The following is a 21132-nucleotide window of genomic DNA, read 5'->3' on the forward strand; positions in this document are numbered from 1 at the left end:
AATAAGAATAGCTCGTTAGAGCCTTAGCCCAATGCAGCGCATATTATAAAATAAATCTGGGTTTCAGTGACGCGAAAGTGTGACCCAATAGACATTTAGAGGAAATAAAGTTAGGCGCTTGTGTTAATGGCTGTCACGTCGCTACTTTAAGACAACACGCACCTCTTATTGCTTCCTGAGATGTGGCTCTAGGCAAGACGGCCAAAGGGGCAACCAGGCTGACACGAGGGAGCCCGTTGCTTAGCGCGGTATCGGCATTACCTGCGGCTCAAGACTCAACACCACCTGACCTTCATTCTCCTCGGCCCTCAGCGGCAAACTATAGTTTGGAAAATGTAAAGCAAATACCGCCCCATCCGCCAACAACGCCTGCGCCATCGGCGCAAGCGCCTCAGCGGAACTTGCACAGCCATCCTTACCCACCCGTCCTTCCAATAGCCGCTGCTCGGTGCCCGACATCTGGTGAGCCACAAGCCGCCATGAAGTGTTTATGCCGAGATTGAAGGTGTCGCCGTATACCTCCCCCCAGCCCAGCCCACAAGCTTGCAAGACCATTGGCAACCCCACCTGTGGTTTGGCTTTATTTTCCTTGGCATGAAGCTTGCGAACCCACTCCAACCGGGATATGGCATCCTTAAGGGCATATGTTGCAGGGAAGTCCGACACCTCATACAGCCGCTCCAACCGGCGCACACCGCTCTCAAGCGTCGCCAGATCGTTCTCGCGACGCAGTGAATGTCCCAGTCGATCGATAGCCAGCTGTGCAGCCTCCTTCAGTCCGAGTAACGCAGCCTGCTCATAATGGTAGATCTCTCGGCGGGCATGCTCGTCATGGCTTTCGTCCTCCGACGGCATGCGAGCGAGATAGTAATGCGCTACCGACTCATTATTCTCAGCCCCGACCAGCAAAGCGGCCCGTGCCTCCGCATAGTTCTCCTCCTCCATCAACAGCACACCGTAATTGGTCCATGCGGCATTGTCTCCGCGACTCATGCTCCGCTTCAGCCACTCAACGGCACGCGCGCTGAGTGCATCAGCATCAAAGTGACTGGAAGGATACTTCCGCGCCTCCACAGCAGCTCGCACGTACGCCTTCGCTGCGAATGCCAGTGTTTCGTCGTCATTATTTTCGGCATATGCTTGAGCATAGTAATCACCAGACCGCCCGACCTTCTCCACAAAATATGGAATAGAAGTGATCTTCCCACCCTCATCCGGGTAAGTCATATGGGCAAGATTGAGCAAAGTCGGCATCTTCAGCCCGCGCTCCAGCGCCTCCTCATACAACCTCTCGGCCTGGGGAATATCCCGCTGCGCCTCAGCAATAGTGGCGAGATTGTGGCTGGCCCTGGCAGAGCCAAGATCTCGTGCCCGCTGATAATATGCACTGGCCTTCCTTGCATCTTCGGGAACTCCTTTCCCAAGATGATAAGCCTTGCCCAGCAAGAACAGCCCGTCTATATCATCGGCCGCAGCCGCCACCTCCGCATTCGGCAGAAAAGCCTCGTAATCACCGCTCTCGAAAAGCAGCTCCAGCGTAGAGGCATAAGATGCCGCATGAACGCACATAGTCAGTAGCAGCACATAATTGAGAAATCTCATACATCGTCCTTGATGGTTCGGCAAACAGCTGAGGAAGTCTAGTCTTGCCAGACAACTCTACGCTGCATCAAGGAGTTGTTGAACCGCTCCGGTCGCATAAGCTCGACCGCTTCACGTTTGCACCCAAAGCCAGAGCGTGATCAGAAACAGGTCGATATGTATCTGGTACGTATCTGGTACATTTATTTCGTGCTGTACTGGCCAGCCTGAACGACTTCTCCGAGGTTTATCAGGCAGCTACTGACCAACCGCTGCCATTGTTTCGGCGACGTTGATCAGAAAAACCGGACGCATCAGCGTCCGGTTTTTGTTTGCCTGTGCGCTACAACTACCTCACACCCCGCCCAGAGCCATAAACGCTAGAAACGATACCAACCTGCTGACGATTACCATCAAAATGAGGTCTGGCCAGATATTGGCTCGGCTGAATTTCTTGAGCAGCACGAAAAGCACTACGATGGACAGCGCCCAGCCCACGGTTGGGACCAGCGCAACAATGGCAGCCCCACCCGCAGCAATCACCGCCTCCCTTAGAACCAGATCCACCGAGGTGATTTTTGCAGCAAGCCACAAAACCACACCGCCAATCAAAGCATCCAGAACGACCAAAACCAACTCATCCATTTAAAGTTATCCCTACTTTATTGTCAGGCGGCATTGCCCGGAGCACGCTTTGACAGCCACGCATGAATCAGTCCGGCCTGGAAAAACTGCACAGGAGGCTCAAAACCGCTTGCCTCAATAATTGACGCAACCCTACCGGGCGGAAGAACGCCAACGTCATTGGAATACGCCTTACGCATGCGATCTATCGCCTCTGGCGAAATATCTGACGCCGCCATCATATTTACCCAAGCGCGAAGCAACACTTCATATTCGGCTGACTCTACATCCGAAGCCAGATCAGAACTCGCAAGGATCCCTCCCGGCTTGAGCCTGCGTGATATTTCTCGGAAGAAATCCGACCGCCGTTGTTGATCGAGAATAAATTGCGATACCAAAAAACAAGTGGCGGCGTCGTGGGACCCGCTGGCTGAGAGTGAGTCGAGATAACCTTCATGAAAGTGGCAACGAGACGCAACCCCTTCCTTTTCAGCCCGCTGCCGACAAACATCAAGCATAGGGCCGGAAGGCTCCACCGCAGTAAATTCCCACGTCGGATTTTTAGCAAGGTAGGCTAGCTCCACTCCTGTGCCCACCCCAACACAGAGGATTCGTGCGTCAGCAGGCAGTTCTGCAAACAATGACCCCAAAAGGAAATACAAGCAGTCTTTGATCGGTGCCGTTTTAGCCCACTGCGCGTCGTAGCTGGCAGCCTGCTGATCGAATATCGCCTTAATTTCGTCTTGATGCATACAGTGCTCCAGGTTCTTGGAGGTCTAACGCAGAGCACAGCGGCGGTCCGAGGGAGGTCTCACGATGGTAGGCCGCTGGTGCGAATGATTAGTTGCCAATGGCCACCCCCGACTCCAGAACCCAACAACGGCCCGGCTTTGGAGAAGACAATAGCCGGTTGTTACGTTTTCAGCACCAGACCAGTCCTTTATAAGGTAACTTCTCCAATTCGGCCAACCGGGTTACCAACGTACCACAATGAAGCTCAAGGCGATGTCCGTTCGGATCAAGAAAGTATATGGAATCGCCCTCACTGCTATTCTGCTTCCACTCTGTGATTCCTGCATTTCGCAGCTTGGTGCGGAGTTCATAAAGCTCTTCTTCGCCGATACTGAAAGCAACATGCGAGTAGTCATTGGCAGGCTGGGGCACTCCAACGCTCAGGCATATCCAGGTTTCTCCTGCGGTGAGATAAGCACCGGTATCCCAGAAAACATGCAGCCTCATTCCGAGCAGATCACGGTAGAACGCAATTGATGCGCTCAGATCGGCGACCGAGAAGGTAATGTGATTGATGTCCATGATCGCGCTTTGCCCGAGTAAACGTAATGTTCAGGTTAAGGAGCGAGCGTCCCAGCGAGCGCCGGGGGTGGATCCTTCGCCTTCGCGAAGGATGACGAGGTGATGGGACGGATGACACGTGGGTGCTGATGTAATGTGAGCACCACGCTCATCCCGCCTTACGCAGCGTCAGATTAATCCGCTGACTCCCCAGCTGTGGATGGGGTATATCCCCCAGCGGCATCACCCCATGAAACCGCATTCTATCCACCCCACCCCATACGGCTACGTCACCATGATTCAAGATCGTCCTTGCAGGTCGATCCGAGCGTTTGAACCCGCCGAACAGGAAGGTGGCGGGCATGCCCAGGGAGATCGAGACGATGGGGGCGTTGAAGTCGCATTCGTCCTTGTCCTGGTGCAGGCCCATACGGGCGCCGGGGAGGTAGCGGTTGATCAGGCAGGTATCGGGATGGAAGTCGTTGAAGCCGGCTTCTCTGGCGGCGTGTTGGGCCAGTTCCAGCAGGCAGTCTGGCATGGTCGGCCAGGGTTGGCCGCTATCCGGGTCAATGGGGCTGTAGCGGTAGCCGTATTCGTTGGATACCCAGCCGAGCTTGCCGCAGGCGGTGGTTTGCACTGACATACGTCGCCCGCCTTTGGTCATCATCTGCCGGAAGGGAGCCTCGCGCTGGATAGCTTCCAGCGCGGGCAGCAACCGGTCGAGCCATGGCTCGGCAAAGCCGGGCAGGATAAAGGCTTGCGCGCCCATCGCTATGCGCTGCCCCGGCTGCGCCTGGTGAAACAGATCCAGCGTGCTCATTGATCCTCAGCCGAGATTGACCACGGCGCGGCCGACCATACCTCCGGCCAGGATGGTTTTGATGAATTCCGGTAGCTGATCCAGGGTGACTTCCTGTTCCAGTTGCGTGAGATCGGTCTTCCATTGCAGTGACAGGCGGTCCCACATGGAGGCCTTGACCACCAAGGGCTGCTCCACCGAGTCGACACCCAGCAGGTTGACGTTGCGCAGGATAAAGGGGAACACGCTGGCCTGGAACTGGCCGCCGGCGGTGAGACCGCAGCAGGCGACACTGGCGTCGTAGCGCAGCGATTTGACCACGTTGAACAGGATATCGCCGCCCACGGTATCTACCGCACCGGCCCATTGCTCGGGCAACATGACTTTGGCTGTGCCGACCTGCAGCTCGGCGCGATCAAGCACCCGAGCGGCGCCCAGACGCTGCAGGAATTCGGTCTGATCGGCCTTACCGGTGACTGCCACCACTTCATGCCCCAGTTGGGCCAGCATGGCGACGGCGATACTGCCGACGCCACCGGTCGCGCCGGTTACCAGTACCGGGCCGGAACCTGGCGTCAGACCGGCGCGTTCCAACTTGTCGATACAGAGCGCTGCGGTGAGGCCAGCAGTGCCCAGCACCATGCTGTCGCGCAAGGTCAGGCCCGCCGGGCGCTTCAGCACCCAGGCGGCTGGCACGCGAATATATTGGCCAAAGCCGCCCGGGGTGTTCATGCCCAAGTCGTAGCCGGTCACGATCACTTCGTCGCCGACAGCCAATTCCGCTACCGAGCTGGCTTCGACCACCCCCGCCGCGTCGATTCCCGGCGTATGGGGAAAGTTGCGGGTGATGCCCTTGTTACCGCTGGCGGACATGGCGTCCTTGTAATTGAGTGACGACCAGCGCACGCGGATCAACACCTCACCCGCCGGCAGCTCGTCCACCTGCCGTGTGACCACTCGGGGCACGAACTGCCCCTGCTCTTCACTTACCAGCAATGCCTTGAATTCGGACATGACGGACTCCTACCAGAAACGCTGATTGTGGAAACGTGAAACCCAGGTCAGCACCAGCCGATCCAGCGCAGCGGACATGCTGGAGCTGAGGCGGTCCTGCAGCCGCTTGGGCCGGGCAAAGTGCACCTCGAATACATCGGCCTGGCGGATGCGCCGATTGATGTAGTCATCGCTGGTGTTGACCTCGTCAGCCAGGCCGCGTTCCAACGCCTCGGTGCCGAACCAGACTTCGCCGGTGGCCACGGCATCGACATCCAGCACCGATCGATAACGGCTGACGAAGCGCTTGAACAGGTAGTGGATGTTTTCCAGATCTTCCTGAAATTTCTCCCGCCCCTTCTCGGTGTTTTCACCAAACACCGTCAGGGTGCGCTTGTATTCGCCTGCGGTGAGCATTTCATAATCCACGTCGTGCTTCTTCAACACCCGATGGAAGTTGGGCAATTGCGCAACCACGCCGATGGAACCGAGCATGGCGAAAGGCGCCACCAGAATGCGGTCGGCGATGCAGGCCATCATGTAGCCGCCGCTGGCGGCGACCTTGTCGACGCAGACGGTCAGCGGCACACCGGCTTCCCGCACTCGGGTCAATTGCGCCGCGGCCAGGCCGTAGGCGTGGACCATGCCGCCACCGCTTTCCAGCTTGACGACTACCTCGTCCTGGGGGGTGGCCAACTCCAATACCGCAGTCACCTCATGACGGAGGTTCTCCAGCGCGCTGGCCTTGATATCACCATGGAAGTTCAACACGAAGACCTTGTCGCGTTCGGCGCTGTGCTTGGCGCGCGCTTTCTGTTCCTGCTTGCGGGTTTTCTGCAGCGCTTTGAATGCCGGCTTGTCCAGTACGGCCTGGCCCAGTCGTTCAGTCATGCGGGCCAGTTGATCATTCAAGCGGGTGACGGTCAGGGCACCCTCGCCCTTACGCTGCCGCCCTTTTTGCGAGGCGATCAGCAACAGCACGAACACGACCGCCAGCAATACCGTCAGCGCCTTGGCGGCAAACATTCCAAACTCGGCAATCCACTCCACAGGTGTCTCCAGTCGATTCGGTTTCAGGACTACCTCAAGCATACAGGATCAGCCGATGCGGTAGACAGACCGTCCCCGGCAGGATTCAAACGATCGTATGATTCTTGTTGACAGCTTCCCTGAGCCACCCTACCCTCTGACGAGTTGCACAACCCTGCGTTGCAACGATTGCCGTTGCCCCTATGAAACATCCGATAAAGGAAGAATCCATGACTACCGTTGCTGACATCATCAATAACATGGAAGGCAAGTTCAATCCGGCTGCCGCTGCTGGCCTGGATCTCGTTTTCCAATTCAACATCGAGGATGATTCCAATTTCTACGCCGTGATCAAGGACGGCACCTGTGATGTCCAGCAGGGCGATGCGGAAGACCCGAACGTCACCCTGATCATGGACTCCGAAACGCTGAACGGCGTTATCACCGGCGAGACCGACGGCATGCAGGCCTTCATGGGCGGCAAGCTGCGCGCCGAAGGCGACATGATGCTGGCGCTGAAGCTGGGCGAGCTGTTCCCGGTCTGATCGAGCAGCAAGACAAAAAACCGGAGCCAGGCTCCGGTTTTTTATTGCCCGGCATCGCTGGTCGGGCGCTGCGCGTCAGTCGCCCGAAAGGGTCGTGCCAATCGCAATTTGCCGCCATAGACACAACCGATCCCCTGCCAACACGGTTTCTGATAAGTAACACTGCGTCTTGGCAGCCTCTTGCCCCTGCAGTAGATTGACCAACGATCATGCCTATCTCAACAAGGACAAGACAGATGCAGAAAACCCAACTGTTCGACCTGGACGGAAAAATTGCCCTGGTAACCGGCGCCAGCCGCGGCATCGGCGAAGCCATTGCCAAACTGCTGGCCCAGCAAGGTGCCCATGTCATCGTCTCCAGCCGCAAGATCGATGGCTGCCAGGAAGTGGCCGACGCCATCGTTGCCGCGGGTGGCAAAGCCACCGCCATGGCCTGTCATATCGGTGAGATGGAGCAGATCAAGGCGACCGTCGAGGCCATTCGCAGCCAGTTCGGCAAGCTGGATATCCTGGTCAACAATGCTGCCACCAACCCCTTCTTCGGCAATGTGCTGGATACCGATCTGGACGTCTTCCAGAAAACCGTGGACGTGAACATCCGCGGCTACTTCTTCATGTCGGTTGAAGCTGGCAAGCTGATGCGCGAAAACGGCGGCGGCGCCATTCTTAACGTCGCCTCGGTCAACGGCCTGGTACCGGGCATGATGCAGGGCATCTACTCGATCACCAAGGCGGCGGTCATCAACATGACCAAGGTGTTCGCCAAGGAATGTGCGCAGTTCGGCATCCGTTGCAACGCCCTGCTGCCGGGCCTGACCGATACCAAGTTCGCGTCGGCGCTGGTGAAGAATGACAGCATTTTGAAGCCCGCCCTGCAGCGCATTCCCCTGGCGCGCCCGGCGGACCCGAGCGAGATGGCCGGCACCGTGCTCTACCTGGTGAGCGATGCGTCCAGCTACACTACTGGCACGGCGATCAACGTCGACGGTGGCATGCTCTCCTGAAGCCTGGCCGGCCCTCGCGGGCCGGCTTCTTCAATCGAAGCCCTTCAGCGCCGTCAAGGCCTGAGGGTTCATCGCCACCGGCGACAGACCGGTGGTGCCGATTTCAATGGCATAACGAGCACCATCGGCCGCCGGCATGAAGCGAATGGCAAAGGCATCGGCATACAGCCAGCCCAGGTCGACGCCATCCAGCCAGGACCAGGCGTCGCGCCAGCGCGGCGTATCATGCAATGGCCGAGTCGGAGTGACTTCTGTTTGCTGCTCCAGCGCCAGATAGCGCCCGCTCAGGCGATCGAGGCGGTAGCCATCTTCCAGCCCCAGCGCGTGCAGCAGTCCCTGCCAGCGCAACACCTGAACCTCCAGCTCCCATAGGTCACCCTGCAATTGCAGTTGCTGAACGCCGTCTGCCGTTCGCAGGGTTGCATCAAACCGCTGGGGCGCACTTTCATTCAGCTCCAGTGTGGCAATCTGGGCACCGTCGGTAATCGGGCGAAACTGATACAGTTCCCAAGCGATAACCGCGACCGCCGCGCAGCAGCCCAGCAATGCCAACAGCAGCATGCCTTTGAGCCAGCCGAGCAGCCAATCCAGGCGCCAACCAAAACGTAGTATCAGCGATAACAGCAGCAGCGCGAGGCATCCCACCAGCACTGCCAGACCAGCGTATTGCATGCGAACTCCTTGTCACATTCAGGCCGGAACGGGGGGTTGTGGCTGGCCGGCCAGCCGTGCCAGATAACAATCGATCAACCAACGGGAAATGGTGCCCTGGGGCGGTATGGCGGGCAGTTGATGGATATTCCACCAATGGGCCTCTTCGATCTCGCCGGGCTGCGGAACGATCTCACCATCGACATAGGAAGCATGGAAACCCAACATCAGCGAGTTGGGAAAGGGCCAGTTCTGGCTGCCGAGATATTCGATATGATCGACGGTAACACCGACCTCCTCCATCACCTCGCGGCGCAGCGCTTCCTCCGCCGACTCGCCAGGCTCGATGAATCCGGCCAGGGTGCTGAAGAACCCGGCGCGGAAATTGGCCGAGCGCGCCAGCAGTACTTCCTCGCCGCGGGTGATCAGCACGATGATACAGGGCGCGAGCTTGGGGTACTGGCGATTGCCACAACCGCTGCATTCCATCGCCCGTTCGTCCGGGCGCACCTGGGTTGGCTGACCGCAGCGGCCACAAAAACGGTGGGTGTCGTGCCAGATATCCAATTGCTGAGCTACGCCGAGCAGGCGGAACGTCGAGTCATCGACTTGCCCCAGCAGACTGCGCAAACCGTGCCATGACAGCCCAGGCAGATCGATCTGCTCCTTGACGCGCACCAACTGGCATGGCCGGTCATCCACCAGCCCCAGGGTCATCTGGTATTCGGCATCGCCCAGGTAACGCGCCATATCCGGATCATGCAACAGGTTGCCCTGGTACATGGCAAAGGATTGTTCATGACGGATCAGCACCCAGCCGTCGGCATGCGTTTCAGTGGTCAGGGAGGCAGTAAACCGGGTGAATCTCTGCACGGGAATCAGGCTCCGACGCCGTAGCCGAGTTCGGCAAGGCTGTCTTCGGCGACGGCCAGGACATCGCCTGTACCGACCGATGAGCGCTCCGCCGACTCAAGATAGAATTCGATGCTGGTCAGGGCATCGGCCAGCACCTCCAACTGCTGCGGGTCCGGTGTAGCCTGCTGCTCCAGCATGGACTTGCGAATGAAGCGTGAGGCATTGCCAATGATATCCGACGCTCGGGTCATACCCAGGAAGATCAACCCGCCCCGCACGGTTTCCAGTGTCGCCGGTACGTTCAGCAAGTGCATGCGGTCGTTGCCCGACTCGATGTAGGCCGTGATGGCCCGTCTGGCCAGGGCCAGTCCCGCCTGGGATTCCTCAACTAGCACGATATGCGCTTCCTTGAGTTCGACCGGGCCGGGATTGCGGCTTTCGTCGAATCCGCCCAGAGCTTCTCCCTCGTTTTCCAGGCGGTTCACCGTCAACTCGGCATGTAGTACCGCGTCGGCAACCTGCTCCAGCACCCCGCTGTTGCCGGACTGCCAGCCGCTCAACTGCTGCGCCGCGTGCCGGATCTTGCCGGCAATCTCCGCCAGGTCCAGCATATCCAGCGTCTTCCACAACCGCTGCAGGGCAGTATCCAGGGTCTCGAGGGATTGCTCGGCATCGCCGGCGTTGCGTGCCAACAGGTCCAGTAGATCCTTGACCGCGGCAATTTCCTCATGCAACGCCTCGGCAACCGAGCGCATCACATCGGCACCAGGGCCCTGCAGACGATCGAAGGCACGCTGCAGAGCCGCTTCGCTGTAACCGGGGTCCGGCAGATTGACGGCGCGGCGGACTTCCTCGCACAACACGCAGCCGGCATCGCCCAGGGCGACCAGATACAGCATCGCCCTCAGCAGCGATGCACTGTCCGAAGCGGAATGACCAGAAGCCAGGCGTTTGAGTTCGCGATCCAGCCGCGAGTACAGACGTTTGCGCTCCGCGGTCATTTGCAGGGGCACGGCATCCATCGCCTCAAGCGAGGCGGATGCAACCCAGCACAGGGTCGCTGTACGATCATCCAGGCGGGTTTCCATACGTTGCAGGGCGCGCTGCATCAACGAGATGCCCGCCGCCGGCCGCTCATCCCGGAGCATACCCAGCAGCCCCAATTGGTACATCTGCCGCAACCGTGCAAAGGTGCGGGTATCCAGCGGCTCCTTCGATCCATCACGCAGGGCCACGGGCAACCGTTGTACATCCAAGGGATAGAAATGACTTTCCGCCAGGGGCGGCGCATCCGCCCGGTGGGCGCGCAGGTCGTTGATGGTCGGCAGCAGCAGTTCGGGCTGCTCGACACCCTGTTGGCGGCACAGATGCAAATAGCGCTGGAGCAGGAACAGGCCATTGCACAAGGCGGATAGCGGGGCGTTTCTGCCCTCGCCCTCATGCTCCGGAATATCCGTCGCCAGGGCGATCATTTCTTCCGCCAGCAATGCTGCGCCATCCAGCTCAATCAGGTTCAGCGTACCGCGCAGCTGCTGCAGCCCCTCAATGGCCTTTTGCAGCAGGCTGCCGTTTTGTCTTTCCTCAAGGAACTGCTGCAGCAGATCCTCGACGCCAGCCATGCTGGCGAACAGCTCATCCTTGACAAGATCGAGTGATGTGGCACCGGTTAACATCGCTTCAGTCTCCTTCGTCCCTGCAGTCAGACTGGCACGCTCAATCGGCGAACTCGGCTGGTTTTCTGCTCATATGTGCCGTCATGGCCAGCTTGAGATCTTCCGATTGCAGCATGGCCGCGTTCCAGGTGGCGATATAGTTCAACCCGTCTGCAACGCTGTGATCACGGCTGTAGCGAATCATTTCCTTGGTCCCGCGAATGGCCAGCGGAGACTTGGCGGCAATCTGGCCGGCAATACCCATCACGCCTTCGATCAGCGTGGCATGGTCAGCATAGACGCGGTTTACCAGCCCCATCTCCCGGGCCTCGTCTCCGAAGACCGCGCGACCGGTGTAGGCCAGTTCGCGCATCATGCCATCACCAATAATATGGGGCAATCGCTGCAACGTACCGACATCCGCCGCCATGCCCATGTCGATTTCCTTGATCGAGAAATGCGCGCTCGCAGTAGCATAACGCATGTCGCAGGCGCTGATCAGATCTATCGCACCACCGATACAATAGCCATGTACAGCGGCGATGACCGGCTTGCGGCATTCTTCAACGGCATTGAAAGCAGCTTGCAGGCGCAGCACATTGCGGCGGATACGCTCGGCGTTGCGGCCAATATCCTGGGTCATTTCGCCGGCCGCCTGGGCCAGCATGGCCAGATCGATTCCGGCGGAAAAATGGTCACCGGCGCCGGAGATAACCGCGACACGGACGCTGTCGGTGCGGTCGACCCAATCGAATATGTCGACCATCTCGGTCCAGAATGCTTCATCCATGGCATTGGCCTTGGCCGGACGGTTGATCAACACATGGGCGATGGCCCCGTGTTGCTCGACTTTCAGCGATTGGTATTCGTGCATCTCTACAGCTCCCTGATATTGTTCTGATAACCGGCAAACTATACCAAGCCCGCCCCCAGCGGTATAACCATTCCTGTTACTGATGCGTGGGCGGCGGCGCCGTCTATTCGGTGACCAGTTCGGCTGTTTGCGGCCAGGCGACAAAGCCGGCCGCCTTTTCAATGGCCGCCAGTCGTTCCTCATGGGCCACCAGTTCCGCCTCGCTGGCCCGGATGACCGGTAGCGCTGGACGCGCTGGGTCCAACCGGCGAATCGTACCGACCTCCCCGCCACCATTTTCCCCGGCGGCATGGCTGGCCAGCGACAAAGCCGTCTGGCCGCCGGTCATGATCAGGTAGACATCAGCCAGAATCTCGGCGTCCAGCAGCGCGCCGTGCAGGTCACGCTGAGAGTTGTCGACACCATAGCGCTTGCACAGGGCGTCCAGGCTATTACGCTGGCCTGGGTGCTTGTCCCGGGCAATACGCAGGGTATCAACCACTGAACAATGATCCGCTACCTGACCATGGCCCCCTCTAAGCAGCTGTAGCTCGGCATCGATGAAGCCGACGTCGAACGCCGCGTTGTGGATAACCAGACGTGCGCCCTTGATGAAGGCCATGAAGTCATCGACGACATCAGCGAACAGCGGCTTGTCTGCCAAAAACGCATCACTGATGCCGTGGACCGCGAACGCGCCCTCTTCCACTTCCCGCTGGGGGTTGATGTAGACGTGGAAGTGGCGGCCGGTCAGGCGGCGGTCGAGCAGCTCGACACAACCGATCTCGATGATCCGGTGCCCTTCACGGACTTCAATACCTGTGGTTTCGGTATCCAGAACGATTTCACGCATCCTGCACCGCCCCTCTGCCCAAGACCTGATCCACACCGCGATTGGCCAGTGCATCGGCCAGATCATTTTCCGGATGTCCGCTATGCCCCTTGACCCAGCGCCATTCAACCTGGTGCTGATTGACCAGTGCGTCCAGTTCCTGCCAGAGATCGGCGTTCTTTACCGGTTGGCGGCTGGCTGTCTTCCAGCCGCGCTTCTTCCAGTTGGGCATCCATTCGCGGATGCCTTTCATGACGTATTCCGAATCGGTGGTAAGCAACACGCTGGCTGGCTTCTTCAGCGCCTCCAGTCCACGAATGGCAGCAGTCAGCTCCATCCGATTGTTGGTGGTATTGAGTTCACCGCCGAACAGGGTTTTCTGGTGTTCGCCCAGACGCAGAAGTACGCCCCAGCCCCCCGGCCCCGGATTTCCCTTGCAGGCGCCGTCGGTAAAAATCTCGATTGTGTGGCTCATTACTCGTTCCGTTTATGTGTCCGCCGGTTGCCCGCAACCAGCGGCGGGAGATGCAGTGTGGGGAAGACAATTCCCCGTTGCCGGCGCGGCGTGAGGCCCAGCGCCTGGCGTCGTGCCAGCAGAAAGTAGAAGCCGCCGCCGGGTAACTGGTGCCGTTGGCCCAGGGCATCGATGCGCCGGAGCCGCTCCAGCCAGGCTTGCGATTTGAGGGGCGGAAGATAACACCCATCAACGCGTTTCTCCACTGCAAAACCCAGCAACTCCAGCCAGTCGGTCAGGCGCGCAGGACTGATGAATCCTGCTTCGCTGAACCAGTCGCGCCCGGCAAAATGATTGAAGCCCCAGCTGCTCCAGGGATTGAAGCCGAATACCAGCAGATGGCCGCCCGCCCTCACCGCCTGGCCGGCTTCGCGCAGCAAGCTGCGCGGTGACAGGCAGAAATCCAGCCCGTGATGCAGTACCACGGCGTCCAGCGAGTGCGGAGCAAAGGGCCACTGAGTCTCTTCCACCGGCAACGCCGACGGCCCGCCCAGCAGGTCCAGCTGCCAGTGATTGCGCAGCACAGTGCGCTCATCATCCAGCAGTTCGGCAGCCAGCCCGTACTGCACCAGATGATGACCGAAGCAGGCCGGCAACGCCTTGCGCATCACTGCCCGCTCGGATTCCAGCAACCAGCACCCGGGTGGGCTGTTCAGCCAATTCCGGGCCACGCCGAGCAGGCGGAGCAGGTCTTCCTGGCTGATGGAGCGTGACGACTCTGGTATCACCATGGGATCTCCGGGTTGGCCTGGGTCATATTACCTCCTATAAGATACAGATCACCATTCAAGGAAGGTACGAAGCCCATGCCACAGTTCATTGCCTTGCCAGCATTCCAGGACAACTACATCTGGTTGTTGCTGGACGAAACCACACTGCAGGTTGCGGCGGTCGATCCGGGCGACGCCCAGCCGGTCATCACCTGGCTGAGCCGCCATCCGGAATATCAGTTGTGCACCATACTGCTCACCCACCACCACCCTGACCATACCGGCGGGGTACTGACCCTCAAGGCCGCGACCGGCTGCAAGGTCTGGGGGCCGACCAACGACACCATCAAGGGTATCGACCGGCCGCTCGAAGATGGCTTCCAGATATGCCTGTTCGAACAGGAGATCCAGGTGCTGGCGGTGCCCGGCCATACCCTGGACCATATTGCCTACTTCTGCGATCACCCAAGTGACCCCTGGCTGCTCAGCGGCGACACCCTGTTCGCTGGCGGCTGCGGCAGACTGTTCGAGGGGTCTGCCGAGCAGATGTATGCCTCGCTGCAGAAGCTGGCCGCGCTGCCGGATAACACCACCATATATTGCACCCATGAATATACCCAGTCCAACCTGCAATTCGCCCGTGCGGTCGAGCCGGACAATCTGGATATAAAGGTGCGCCTCGAAGTGGTCGAGGACCTGCGCCGGGACGGTCGCATTACCCTGCCCACTACCCTGGCCCTGGAAAAGCGTACCAATCCCTTTCTGCGCTGCGAAGATTCCCATGTGCGCGGCGCAGCGGCCAGTCACAGCGGCAGCATGCCGGCCAGTGCAGTGCAAACCTTTGCTGCCATTCGCGCCTGGAAAGACACATTCTGAAACAGTATCATCCGGCGTAGCCGCACGTGGTGTCATGGGCATCCGTGCGGCAATTTTCGCCGGTGCGACATATGGTCCGGATCTGCTTCCTTGACCCCTCGGGGGTGGCTCCCTAGAATCGGGCAAATTTTAACGGACCAGCTCATGTTATTTTCGCCCAACGCTCTCAGAAATGGATTCCTGACGCTGTGGCTAGTCGTACTTGTCGGCTGTCAGACCACCACCGGCCCAACGGGCCAGTCCACCGCTATCAAAACCTTGCCCGCGCCCTCTGCGGCAGGCTCTGCAGACAGCGCCCAAACCACCAAGCCGCGCTGGCGGGTACCGCAACAGGTCGATGAACCACGCACCCTGTGGACACGCATCCGCGATGGCTTCCTGCTCGACCCCACGGTAGAGGACAATCCCCGCGTCGATCAGCAGCGTCTGTTTTTCGCCTCCCAGCCGCGCTATTTCGAAATCACTTCCAAGCGCGCCCAGCGTTACCTGCACTATGTAGTAGAAGAGCTGGACAAGCGCGACATGCCTCTGGAGCTGGCGCTGCTGCCCTTCGTGGAAAGCGGCTACAACCCCATGGCCTACTCCACGTCCCATGCCGCTGGCATCTGGCAGTTCATTCCATCCACCGGCCGGGTGTTCGCCCTGCGCCAAGATGACTGGTATGACGGTCGGCGTGACATCACCGCCTCCACCACCGCAGCACTGGACTACCTGAGCAAACTCAGTGATATGTTCGAAGGTGACTGGCTGCTCGCCGTGGCGGCCTACAACTGTGGTGAAGGCTGTGTCGGTCGTGCGGTCAAGCGCAACCAGGCGCTGGGACTGCCGGCGGACTACTGGAACCTGCAGCTGCCCCGCGAAACCATGAACTATGTACCCAAGCTGCTGGCTCTGGCGCAGATCATCAACAGCCCTGAAGAATACGGCACCGTCCTGCCCTCGCTGGATGACACGCCCTATTTTGCCCAGATCACCATCAAGCGGCCGTTGGATCTGGTCAAGGCCGCCGAGCTGGCGAGCATTTCCACCGACGAGATGAAGTATCTCAATCCAGCATTCAAACATCGGGTGGCAACGCCCAACGGCCCCTACCAATTGTTGATTCCGGTGAATCAGGCCGAACAGTTCAGCTCGGCGCTGGCCCAGTTGCCGGAGAGCGAACGGGTATCCTTCACCCGTTATACCGTACGCCGCGGCGATACCCTGTCGCAGATTGCCCGCCGGCACAACCTGAGCGTAGGCATGCTGCGCCAGGCCAATGAGATGCAGGGCAGCCTGATCAATATCGGTCAGACCCTGATCGTGCCTCACGGCCCGTCGACCCAGGTGGCCAGTGCTAATGTGCCGGAAAAACGTACCTATACCGTCAAGTCCGGCGATTCCCTGTACAGCATCGCCCGCCGCTTCAACGTGGAAATCAAGCAGTTGCGCGCCTGGAACGGTGTCGACACGCATCTGCGGCCGGGCCAGCAACTGACCCTGCGTATGCCCTAGGGCCAGCGCTTTCGCTTATAGCCGGGGGATGTTAGCTTTACAGCTTCCCCGGTTACGCGAATGCCATGATCTTGCCGCTGAAACTGCTTTATGCCCTGCTACTGATTATCCTGCTCTGCCCTGCGGCAAGCGCGGCCGTCTATAAACAGCATGGTTATGCAGTCTTCGGTCAGCCCAAGTACACCAAGGACTTCACCCACCTCGACTACGTCAACCCCGACGCGCCCAAGGGTGGCACGCTGCGGGTAATGGGCAGCGGCACTTTCGACACCCTCAACCCCTACACCCTCAAGGGCACCAGCCCGATCAGTACCGGCAATTTCTATCAATACGGCATCAGCGAGCTGAACGAGCCGCTGATGGTTGGCAATGGCATTTATGACCCGTCGGGCGACGAACCCTATTCCGCCTATGGCCTGATCGCTGAAACCCTGGAGTTCTCCGACGACCGCAGCTGGGTGGTATTCAATCTGCGGCCCCAGGCGCGCTTCCATGACGGCCGGCCGATCACCGCCCACGATGTCGCCTTCAGCTACCGGCTGCTGAGCGAACAGGGGCACCCCAACTATCGGGCCATGCTGCAGGAAATCGAGCGCATCGACCTGCTCGGCACCCACCGTATTCGCTTCATCTTCAAGAGCAGCAACAACCCACTGCTGATCCTGCGCCTGGGAGAGCTGCCGGTGCTACCCGAACACTATTGGCGTGACCGCGACTTTACCGCGACCACCTTCGAACCGGCGCTGAACAGCGGCCCCTACCGCATCACGCAGGTCATGCCAGGACGTCGAGTGGTATTCCAGCGGGTGAAGGATTATTGGGGCAAGGACCTTCCGATCAACCGCGGCAAGTACAATGTCGACCGCCTGGAAGTGGAGTTCTATCGCGACAACAACGTTGCCTTCGAAGCCTTCAAGGCCGGAGAGTTCGACATTTATCTTGATCACAAGGCCAGCAACTGGGCCAACGCCTACGACTTTCCAGCGGTGACCTCCGGTGCGGTAGTCAAGCGGGCCATCAAACATGAGATTCCGGCTTCGACCCAGGCGTTGTTCTTCAATACCCGGCGCAGCCCCTTCGACCAGCGCCTGGTGCGCCAGGCGCTCGGCATGCTGTTCGACTTCGAATGGTCCAACCGGGTGCTGTTCTACGATGCCTACCAGCGATCACTGAGCTACTACCCCAACAGCCCTTTCAGCGCCACTGATTTGCCGGCCGGCCAGGAATTTCTCTATCTGTCCGAATATCGTGACCAGCTACCCAGCGAGCTGTTTCTGCAGCCCTACAGCCTGCCAACCACCGATGGCCGGGGTATTCCGCGTGACACGCTGCGCCAGGCGGTGGAACTGTTCGCCGAAGCCGGTTGGACCCTGCGTAATGGACGACTGCAGAACGCCGCAGGCCGGCCACTGACCTTCGAGGTATTGCTGGTCAACCCGAGCCTGGAGCGCATCCTGCTACCTTGGAGCACCAACCTGGCCCGGCTAGGTATCGACTTGCGCATCCGCACGGTTGACCGAGCCCAGTACAAGGCCCGGCTGGATCAGTTCGACTTCGACATGATCCTCACCACGCTGCCGCAGACGCTGTCTCCAGGATATGAGCAGCATGTCTATTTCCACTCCTCCCAGCGCGACGTCAAGGGCAGCCGCAACTATGCCGGTATCGCCAACCCGATCATCGACGAGCTACTGGGCACACTTCTGGCCGCCAATACCCGCACCAAGCAGATCGCCGCCGCCAAGGCCATCGACCGGGTGTTGCTATGGGAGCACTATACAATTCCAAACTGGTATATAAACTACCACCGCATTGCCCATCGAAGTACGCTGCGGTCATTGACGACTCCACCCTATTCATTGTCCATCCGCAGTTGGTGGATAGATAACAAGACCGACTGAACAGGAAGGCCATCTCGATGTTCGACACCTTGAAGACCTGTCTGGGATGCCTGCTGCTGGCAGCATCGACCGTTGCCATCGCCGCGCCCGGCGGCCATGCATTGACCCTGTACGGCGAGCCGCCGAAGTACCCGGAAGACTTTTCCCACTTCGACTACGTCAATCCCCAGGCCCCCAAAGGCGGCACCTTGCGATTGTCCGGGTTCGGCAGTTTCGATTCCTTCAACGGTTTCATCAGCCGCGGCACGGCTGCCAGTGAACTCGGCCTGATCTATGACACCCTTATGGTACAGTCGCTGGACGAACCCTTCTCCGAATACGGCCTGCTGGCCGAGCGCATCGAGCGGCCAGCCGACAATACCTGGGTACGTTTCCACCTGCGCCCCGAAGCCCGCTTTCATGATGGCGAGCCGGTCACTGCGGCCGATGTGGTATTCACCTTCAACACCCTGATAGAACAGGGTGCACCCTTCTACCAGGCCTATTACGCCGACGTAAAGGAAGTGGTGGCCGACACCGAGCGCAGCGTGACCTTCCAGTTCCACCATGGTAATAACCGTGAGTTGCCGATGGTGCTGGGTCAATTGCCAGTGCTACCAGCACATTATTGGGCCGACCGGGACTTCACCCGTAACGGTCTGGAGCGGCCGCTGGGCAGCGGCCCCTACCGCATCGGGCAGGTACGTCCCGGCCGCTCGGTGACCTTCGAGCGGGTCGCCGATTATTGGGCGGCCGAGTTGCCGGTGCGCAAGGGCTTCTACAACTTCGATCGCGTGGTGGTGGACTACTATCGCGATACCGGCGTCGCCCTGGAGGCGTTCAAGGCTGGTCAACTGGATTTCAACCTGGAGTTCAGCGCCAAGAACTGGGCCACTGGCTACGACAGCCCGGCGCTGAGCCAAGGTCGCATCATCAAGGAAGAGATCGCCAACCAGAACACCCAAGGCATGCAGGGCTTCATCTTTAATCTGCGCAAGCCCTACTTCCAGGATGTCCGCGTACGCCAGGCAATCGCCCTGCTATTCGACTTCGAATGGGCCAATGAGCGCCTGTTCCATGGGGCCTACACGCGCAGTGCCAGCTACTTCGGCAACTCCGAACTGGCGGCCGATGGCTTGCCTGGAGAAGATGAACTGGCGCTGCTGGAACCATTGCGCGAACAGCTGTCCAAGACCGTGTTCGATAGCGCCTATCTACCTCCGCAGACCGATGGCAGCGGCAGTATCCGCGATCAGCGCCGCCAGGCCTACGACCTGCTGCAGGAGGCCGGCTGGCGAATCGAGAACGATCAGTTGATCAATGCCGATGGCGTCCCGCTGAGCTTCGAGTTCCTGCTGATCCAGGCCGATTTCGAGCGGGTGTTGCTGCCCTTCAAACGCAACCTGGCCTCCCTGGGGATCGATATGCAGCTGCGCCGCATCGATGTTTCGCAGTATGTAAATCGGCTGCGTTCAAGGGATTTCGACATGGTAGTCACCAGCTTTCCACAATCCAATTCACCGGGTAACGAGCAGCGTGAATACTGGCACTCCTCCAGCGCCGACAACCCCGGTAGCCGCAATCTCATCGGCCTGCGCGACCCGGCTATCGACCAGTTGGTGGATGGCTTGATCATCGCGGATTCGCGAGCCGAGCTGATCACCCACACCCGCGCCCTGGATCGGGTGCTGCGCGCCGGCCATTACCTGGTGCCCAATTACCACACGCCGGTCTACCGCGTGGCCTACTGGGACAAGTTCGCCCATCCCAGCCAGCCGCCCAAATACGATGTAGGCATGTACACCTGGTGGGTCAAGCCCGGCGCGCCGGACCCGGTATCGGTGCTGCCGACCGCAGAGCAGGAGCCCTGAGCATGCTCGCCTACATCATTCGGCGTCTGTTGCTGATCATCCCGACCCTGTTCGGCATTCTGCTGATCAACTTTCTCATCATCCAGGCCGCCCCCGGCGGCCCGGTGGAGCAGATGATCGCCAATCTGGAGGGCTTCGAAGGCGCTACCAGCCGGATTGGCGGCAGCGCCCAGGGTGAGGTGTCCAGCGGCGGCAATTATCGCGGCGCCCAAGGCCTGGACCCGGAGATCATCGCCGAGATCGAGCGCATGTACGGCTTCGACAAGCCGGCCCATGAACGCTTCTGGCTGATGATCAAGGGCTATCTGACCTTCGATTTCGGCGACAGCTTCTTTCGCGATGCCAGCGTCATCGACCTGATCATCGAGAAGATGCCGGTATCCATTTCCCTCGGGCTATGGACTACCCTGCTCACCTATCTGATATCCATCCCCCTGGGCATCCGCAAGGCCATCCGCCACGGCTCGGCCTTCGATGTCTGGACCAGCTCGCTGATCATCGTTGGCTACGCCATCCCCGGTTTCCTGCTGGCGATCCTGCTGATTGTGGTATTTGCCGGCGGCAGCTATTTCGACTGGTTTCCACTGCGCGGGCTGACCTCCAACAATTGGGAGGAGCTGGATACCTGGGGCAAGATCACCGACTACCTGTGGCACCTGGTTCTGCCGATCACCGCCATGGTCATCGGCAGCTTCGCCACCCTGACCATGCTGACCAAGAACTGCTTTCTGGATGAAATCGGCAAGCAGTACGTGACTACCGCCCGGGCCAAGGGGTTATCGGAAAATCGTGTGCTCTATGGCCATGTGTTTCGCAACGCCATGTTGCTGATCATCGCCGGCTTTCCCTCGGCATTGATCAGTGTGTTCTTCACCGGCGCCCTGCTGATCGAGGTGATCTTCTCCCTGGACGGCCTGGGACTGCTCGGCTTCGAGGCAGCAATCAACCGCGATTACCCCTTGATGTTCGGCACTCTGTACATCTTTACCCTGCTGGGGCTGGTGGTAAAGCTGATCGGCGACATCGCCTATACCCTGGTCGATCCGCGGATCGACTTCGAAAGCCGGGAGGGTTGA

At 59.4% G+C, this 21132-nt stretch carries 21 protein-coding genes and 1 pseudogene; 8 read left to right on the forward strand and 14 right to left on the reverse strand.

Annotation, left to right across the window (positions count from 1 at the left end; all coding sequences use genetic code 11):
- Positions 1-240: 240 nt before the first annotated feature.
- Positions 241-1602 (reverse strand): tetratricopeptide repeat protein, encoded by a 1362-nt coding sequence (locus BM267_RS10295; RefSeq protein WP_074779835.1) that lies wholly within the window; start codon positions 1600-1602, stop codon positions 241-243.
- 197 nt (positions 1603-1799) lie between these two features.
- On the opposite strand from BM267_RS10295, the pseudogene BM267_RS16730 reads away from it, so the two are divergent.
- Positions 1800-1877, forward strand: a pseudogene (locus tag BM267_RS16730) (DUF934 domain-containing protein); the annotation flags it as partial.
- A 58-nt stretch (positions 1878-1935) separates the two neighbouring features.
- Here the strand turns inward: BM267_RS16730 and BM267_RS10300 are convergent.
- The 6 genes from BM267_RS10300 to sohB all read right to left on the reverse strand — a co-directional run bounded on the left by BM267_RS10300 (position 1936) and on the right by sohB (position 6340).
- Positions 1936-2226 (reverse strand): hypothetical protein, encoded by a 291-nt coding sequence (locus BM267_RS10300; protein ID WP_074779837.1) that lies wholly within the window; start codon positions 2224-2226, stop codon positions 1936-1938.
- A gap of 23 nt (positions 2227-2249) precedes the next feature.
- A complete protein-coding gene (locus tag BM267_RS10305) occupies positions 2250-2957 on the reverse strand; it encodes a class I SAM-dependent methyltransferase (RefSeq protein ID WP_074779839.1) in 708 nt (235 codons plus the stop codon).
- A 169-nt stretch (positions 2958-3126) separates the two neighbouring features.
- Positions 3127-3519, reverse strand: coding sequence for a fosfomycin resistance glutathione transferase (gene fos / locus BM267_RS10310; RefSeq protein WP_074779841.1), 393 nt, complete (start codon positions 3517-3519; stop codon positions 3127-3129).
- Positions 3520-3667: 148 nt separating this feature from the next.
- On the reverse strand, positions 3668-4318 hold the full coding sequence (gene alkB / locus BM267_RS10315) for a DNA oxidative demethylase AlkB (RefSeq protein ID WP_074779843.1): 651 nt from the start codon (positions 4316-4318) through the stop codon (positions 3668-3670).
- Between the two features lie 6 nt (positions 4319-4324).
- Positions 4325-5311: a YhdH/YhfP family quinone oxidoreductase gene (locus BM267_RS10320; RefSeq protein ID WP_074779845.1), complete on the reverse strand. Its 987-nt coding sequence runs from the start codon at positions 5309-5311 to the stop codon at positions 4325-4327.
- Between the two features lie 9 nt (positions 5312-5320).
- On the reverse strand, positions 5321-6340 hold the full coding sequence (sohB, locus tag BM267_RS10325) for a protease SohB (protein ID WP_074779847.1): 1020 nt from the start codon (positions 6338-6340) through the stop codon (positions 5321-5323).
- Between the two features lie 209 nt (positions 6341-6549).
- Here sohB and BM267_RS10330 point away from each other — a divergent pair, with 209 nt between their 5' ends.
- Both BM267_RS10330 and BM267_RS10335 read left to right on the forward strand, forming a co-directional pair.
- Complete coding sequence (locus BM267_RS10330) at positions 6550-6864, forward strand: SCP2 sterol-binding domain-containing protein (protein ID WP_074779849.1); 315 nt, start codon at positions 6550-6552, stop codon at positions 6862-6864.
- A gap of 236 nt (positions 6865-7100) precedes the next feature.
- Positions 7101-7868, forward strand: a complete 768-nt coding sequence (locus BM267_RS10335) for an SDR family oxidoreductase (RefSeq protein ID WP_074779851.1) — start codon at positions 7101-7103, stop codon at positions 7866-7868.
- A 30-nt stretch (positions 7869-7898) separates the two neighbouring features.
- On the opposite strand, the gene BM267_RS10340 is transcribed toward BM267_RS10335, so the two are convergent.
- The 7 genes from BM267_RS10340 to BM267_RS10370 form a co-directional block, all read right to left on the reverse strand.
- Positions 7899-8540 carry a hypothetical protein gene (locus BM267_RS10340; RefSeq protein WP_036992308.1) on the reverse strand — a complete coding sequence of 214 codons (642 nt, stop codon included), beginning with the start codon at positions 8538-8540 and terminating at the stop codon, positions 7899-7901.
- Between the two features lie 18 nt (positions 8541-8558).
- Positions 8559-9392: an NAD(+) diphosphatase gene (gene nudC / locus BM267_RS10345; RefSeq protein WP_074779853.1), complete on the reverse strand. Its 834-nt coding sequence runs from the start codon at positions 9390-9392 to the stop codon at positions 8559-8561.
- Between the two features lie 5 nt (positions 9393-9397).
- Positions 9398-11047: a hypothetical protein gene (locus BM267_RS10350; RefSeq protein WP_074779855.1), complete on the reverse strand. Its 1650-nt coding sequence runs from the start codon at positions 11045-11047 to the stop codon at positions 9398-9400.
- A 40-nt stretch (positions 11048-11087) separates the two neighbouring features.
- A complete protein-coding gene (locus BM267_RS10355) occupies positions 11088-11900 on the reverse strand; it encodes a crotonase/enoyl-CoA hydratase family protein (protein ID WP_074779857.1) in 813 nt (270 codons plus the stop codon).
- A 103-nt stretch (positions 11901-12003) separates the two neighbouring features.
- The gene (dnaQ, locus tag BM267_RS10360; RefSeq protein WP_074779859.1) at positions 12004-12732 is read right to left on the reverse strand and encodes a DNA polymerase III subunit epsilon; all 729 of its coding nucleotides are present in this window, start codon (positions 12730-12732) and stop codon (positions 12004-12006) included.
- Positions 12725-13186: a ribonuclease HI gene (gene rnhA, locus BM267_RS10365; protein ID WP_036992316.1), complete on the reverse strand. Its 462-nt coding sequence runs from the start codon at positions 13184-13186 to the stop codon at positions 12725-12727. The genes dnaQ and rnhA overlap by 8 nt, the downstream gene beginning before the upstream one ends.
- Positions 13186-13956: a class I SAM-dependent methyltransferase gene (locus BM267_RS10370; RefSeq protein ID WP_051611285.1), complete on the reverse strand. Its 771-nt coding sequence runs from the start codon at positions 13954-13956 to the stop codon at positions 13186-13188. The genes rnhA and BM267_RS10370 overlap by 1 nt, the downstream gene beginning before the upstream one ends.
- Positions 13957-14031: 75 nt before the next feature.
- Here BM267_RS10370 and gloB point away from each other — a divergent pair, with 75 nt between their 5' ends.
- From gloB to BM267_RS10395, 5 genes are all read left to right on the forward strand, one after another.
- Positions 14032-14811, forward strand: a complete 780-nt coding sequence (gloB, locus tag BM267_RS10375; protein WP_074779862.1) for a hydroxyacylglutathione hydrolase — start codon at positions 14032-14034, stop codon at positions 14809-14811.
- A gap of 144 nt (positions 14812-14955) precedes the next feature.
- On the forward strand, positions 14956-16305 hold the full coding sequence (locus BM267_RS10380) for a LysM peptidoglycan-binding domain-containing protein (protein WP_083392491.1): 1350 nt from the start codon (positions 14956-14958) through the stop codon (positions 16303-16305).
- Between the two features lie 65 nt (positions 16306-16370).
- Complete coding sequence (locus BM267_RS10385) at positions 16371-18206, forward strand: extracellular solute-binding protein (RefSeq protein WP_074779864.1); 1836 nt, start codon at positions 16371-16373, stop codon at positions 18204-18206.
- 17 nt (positions 18207-18223) lie between these two features.
- Positions 18224-20056, forward strand: coding sequence for an extracellular solute-binding protein (locus BM267_RS10390; protein ID WP_074779866.1), 1833 nt, complete (start codon positions 18224-18226; stop codon positions 20054-20056).
- A gap of 2 nt (positions 20057-20058) precedes the next feature.
- Complete coding sequence (locus BM267_RS10395; protein ID WP_036992322.1) at positions 20059-21132, forward strand: microcin C ABC transporter permease YejB; 1074 nt, start codon at positions 20059-20061, stop codon at positions 21130-21132.

This window comes from Halopseudomonas bauzanensis (assembly GCF_900114735.1).
Classification (GTDB): domain Bacteria; phylum Pseudomonadota; class Gammaproteobacteria; order Pseudomonadales; family Pseudomonadaceae; genus Halopseudomonas; species Halopseudomonas bauzanensis.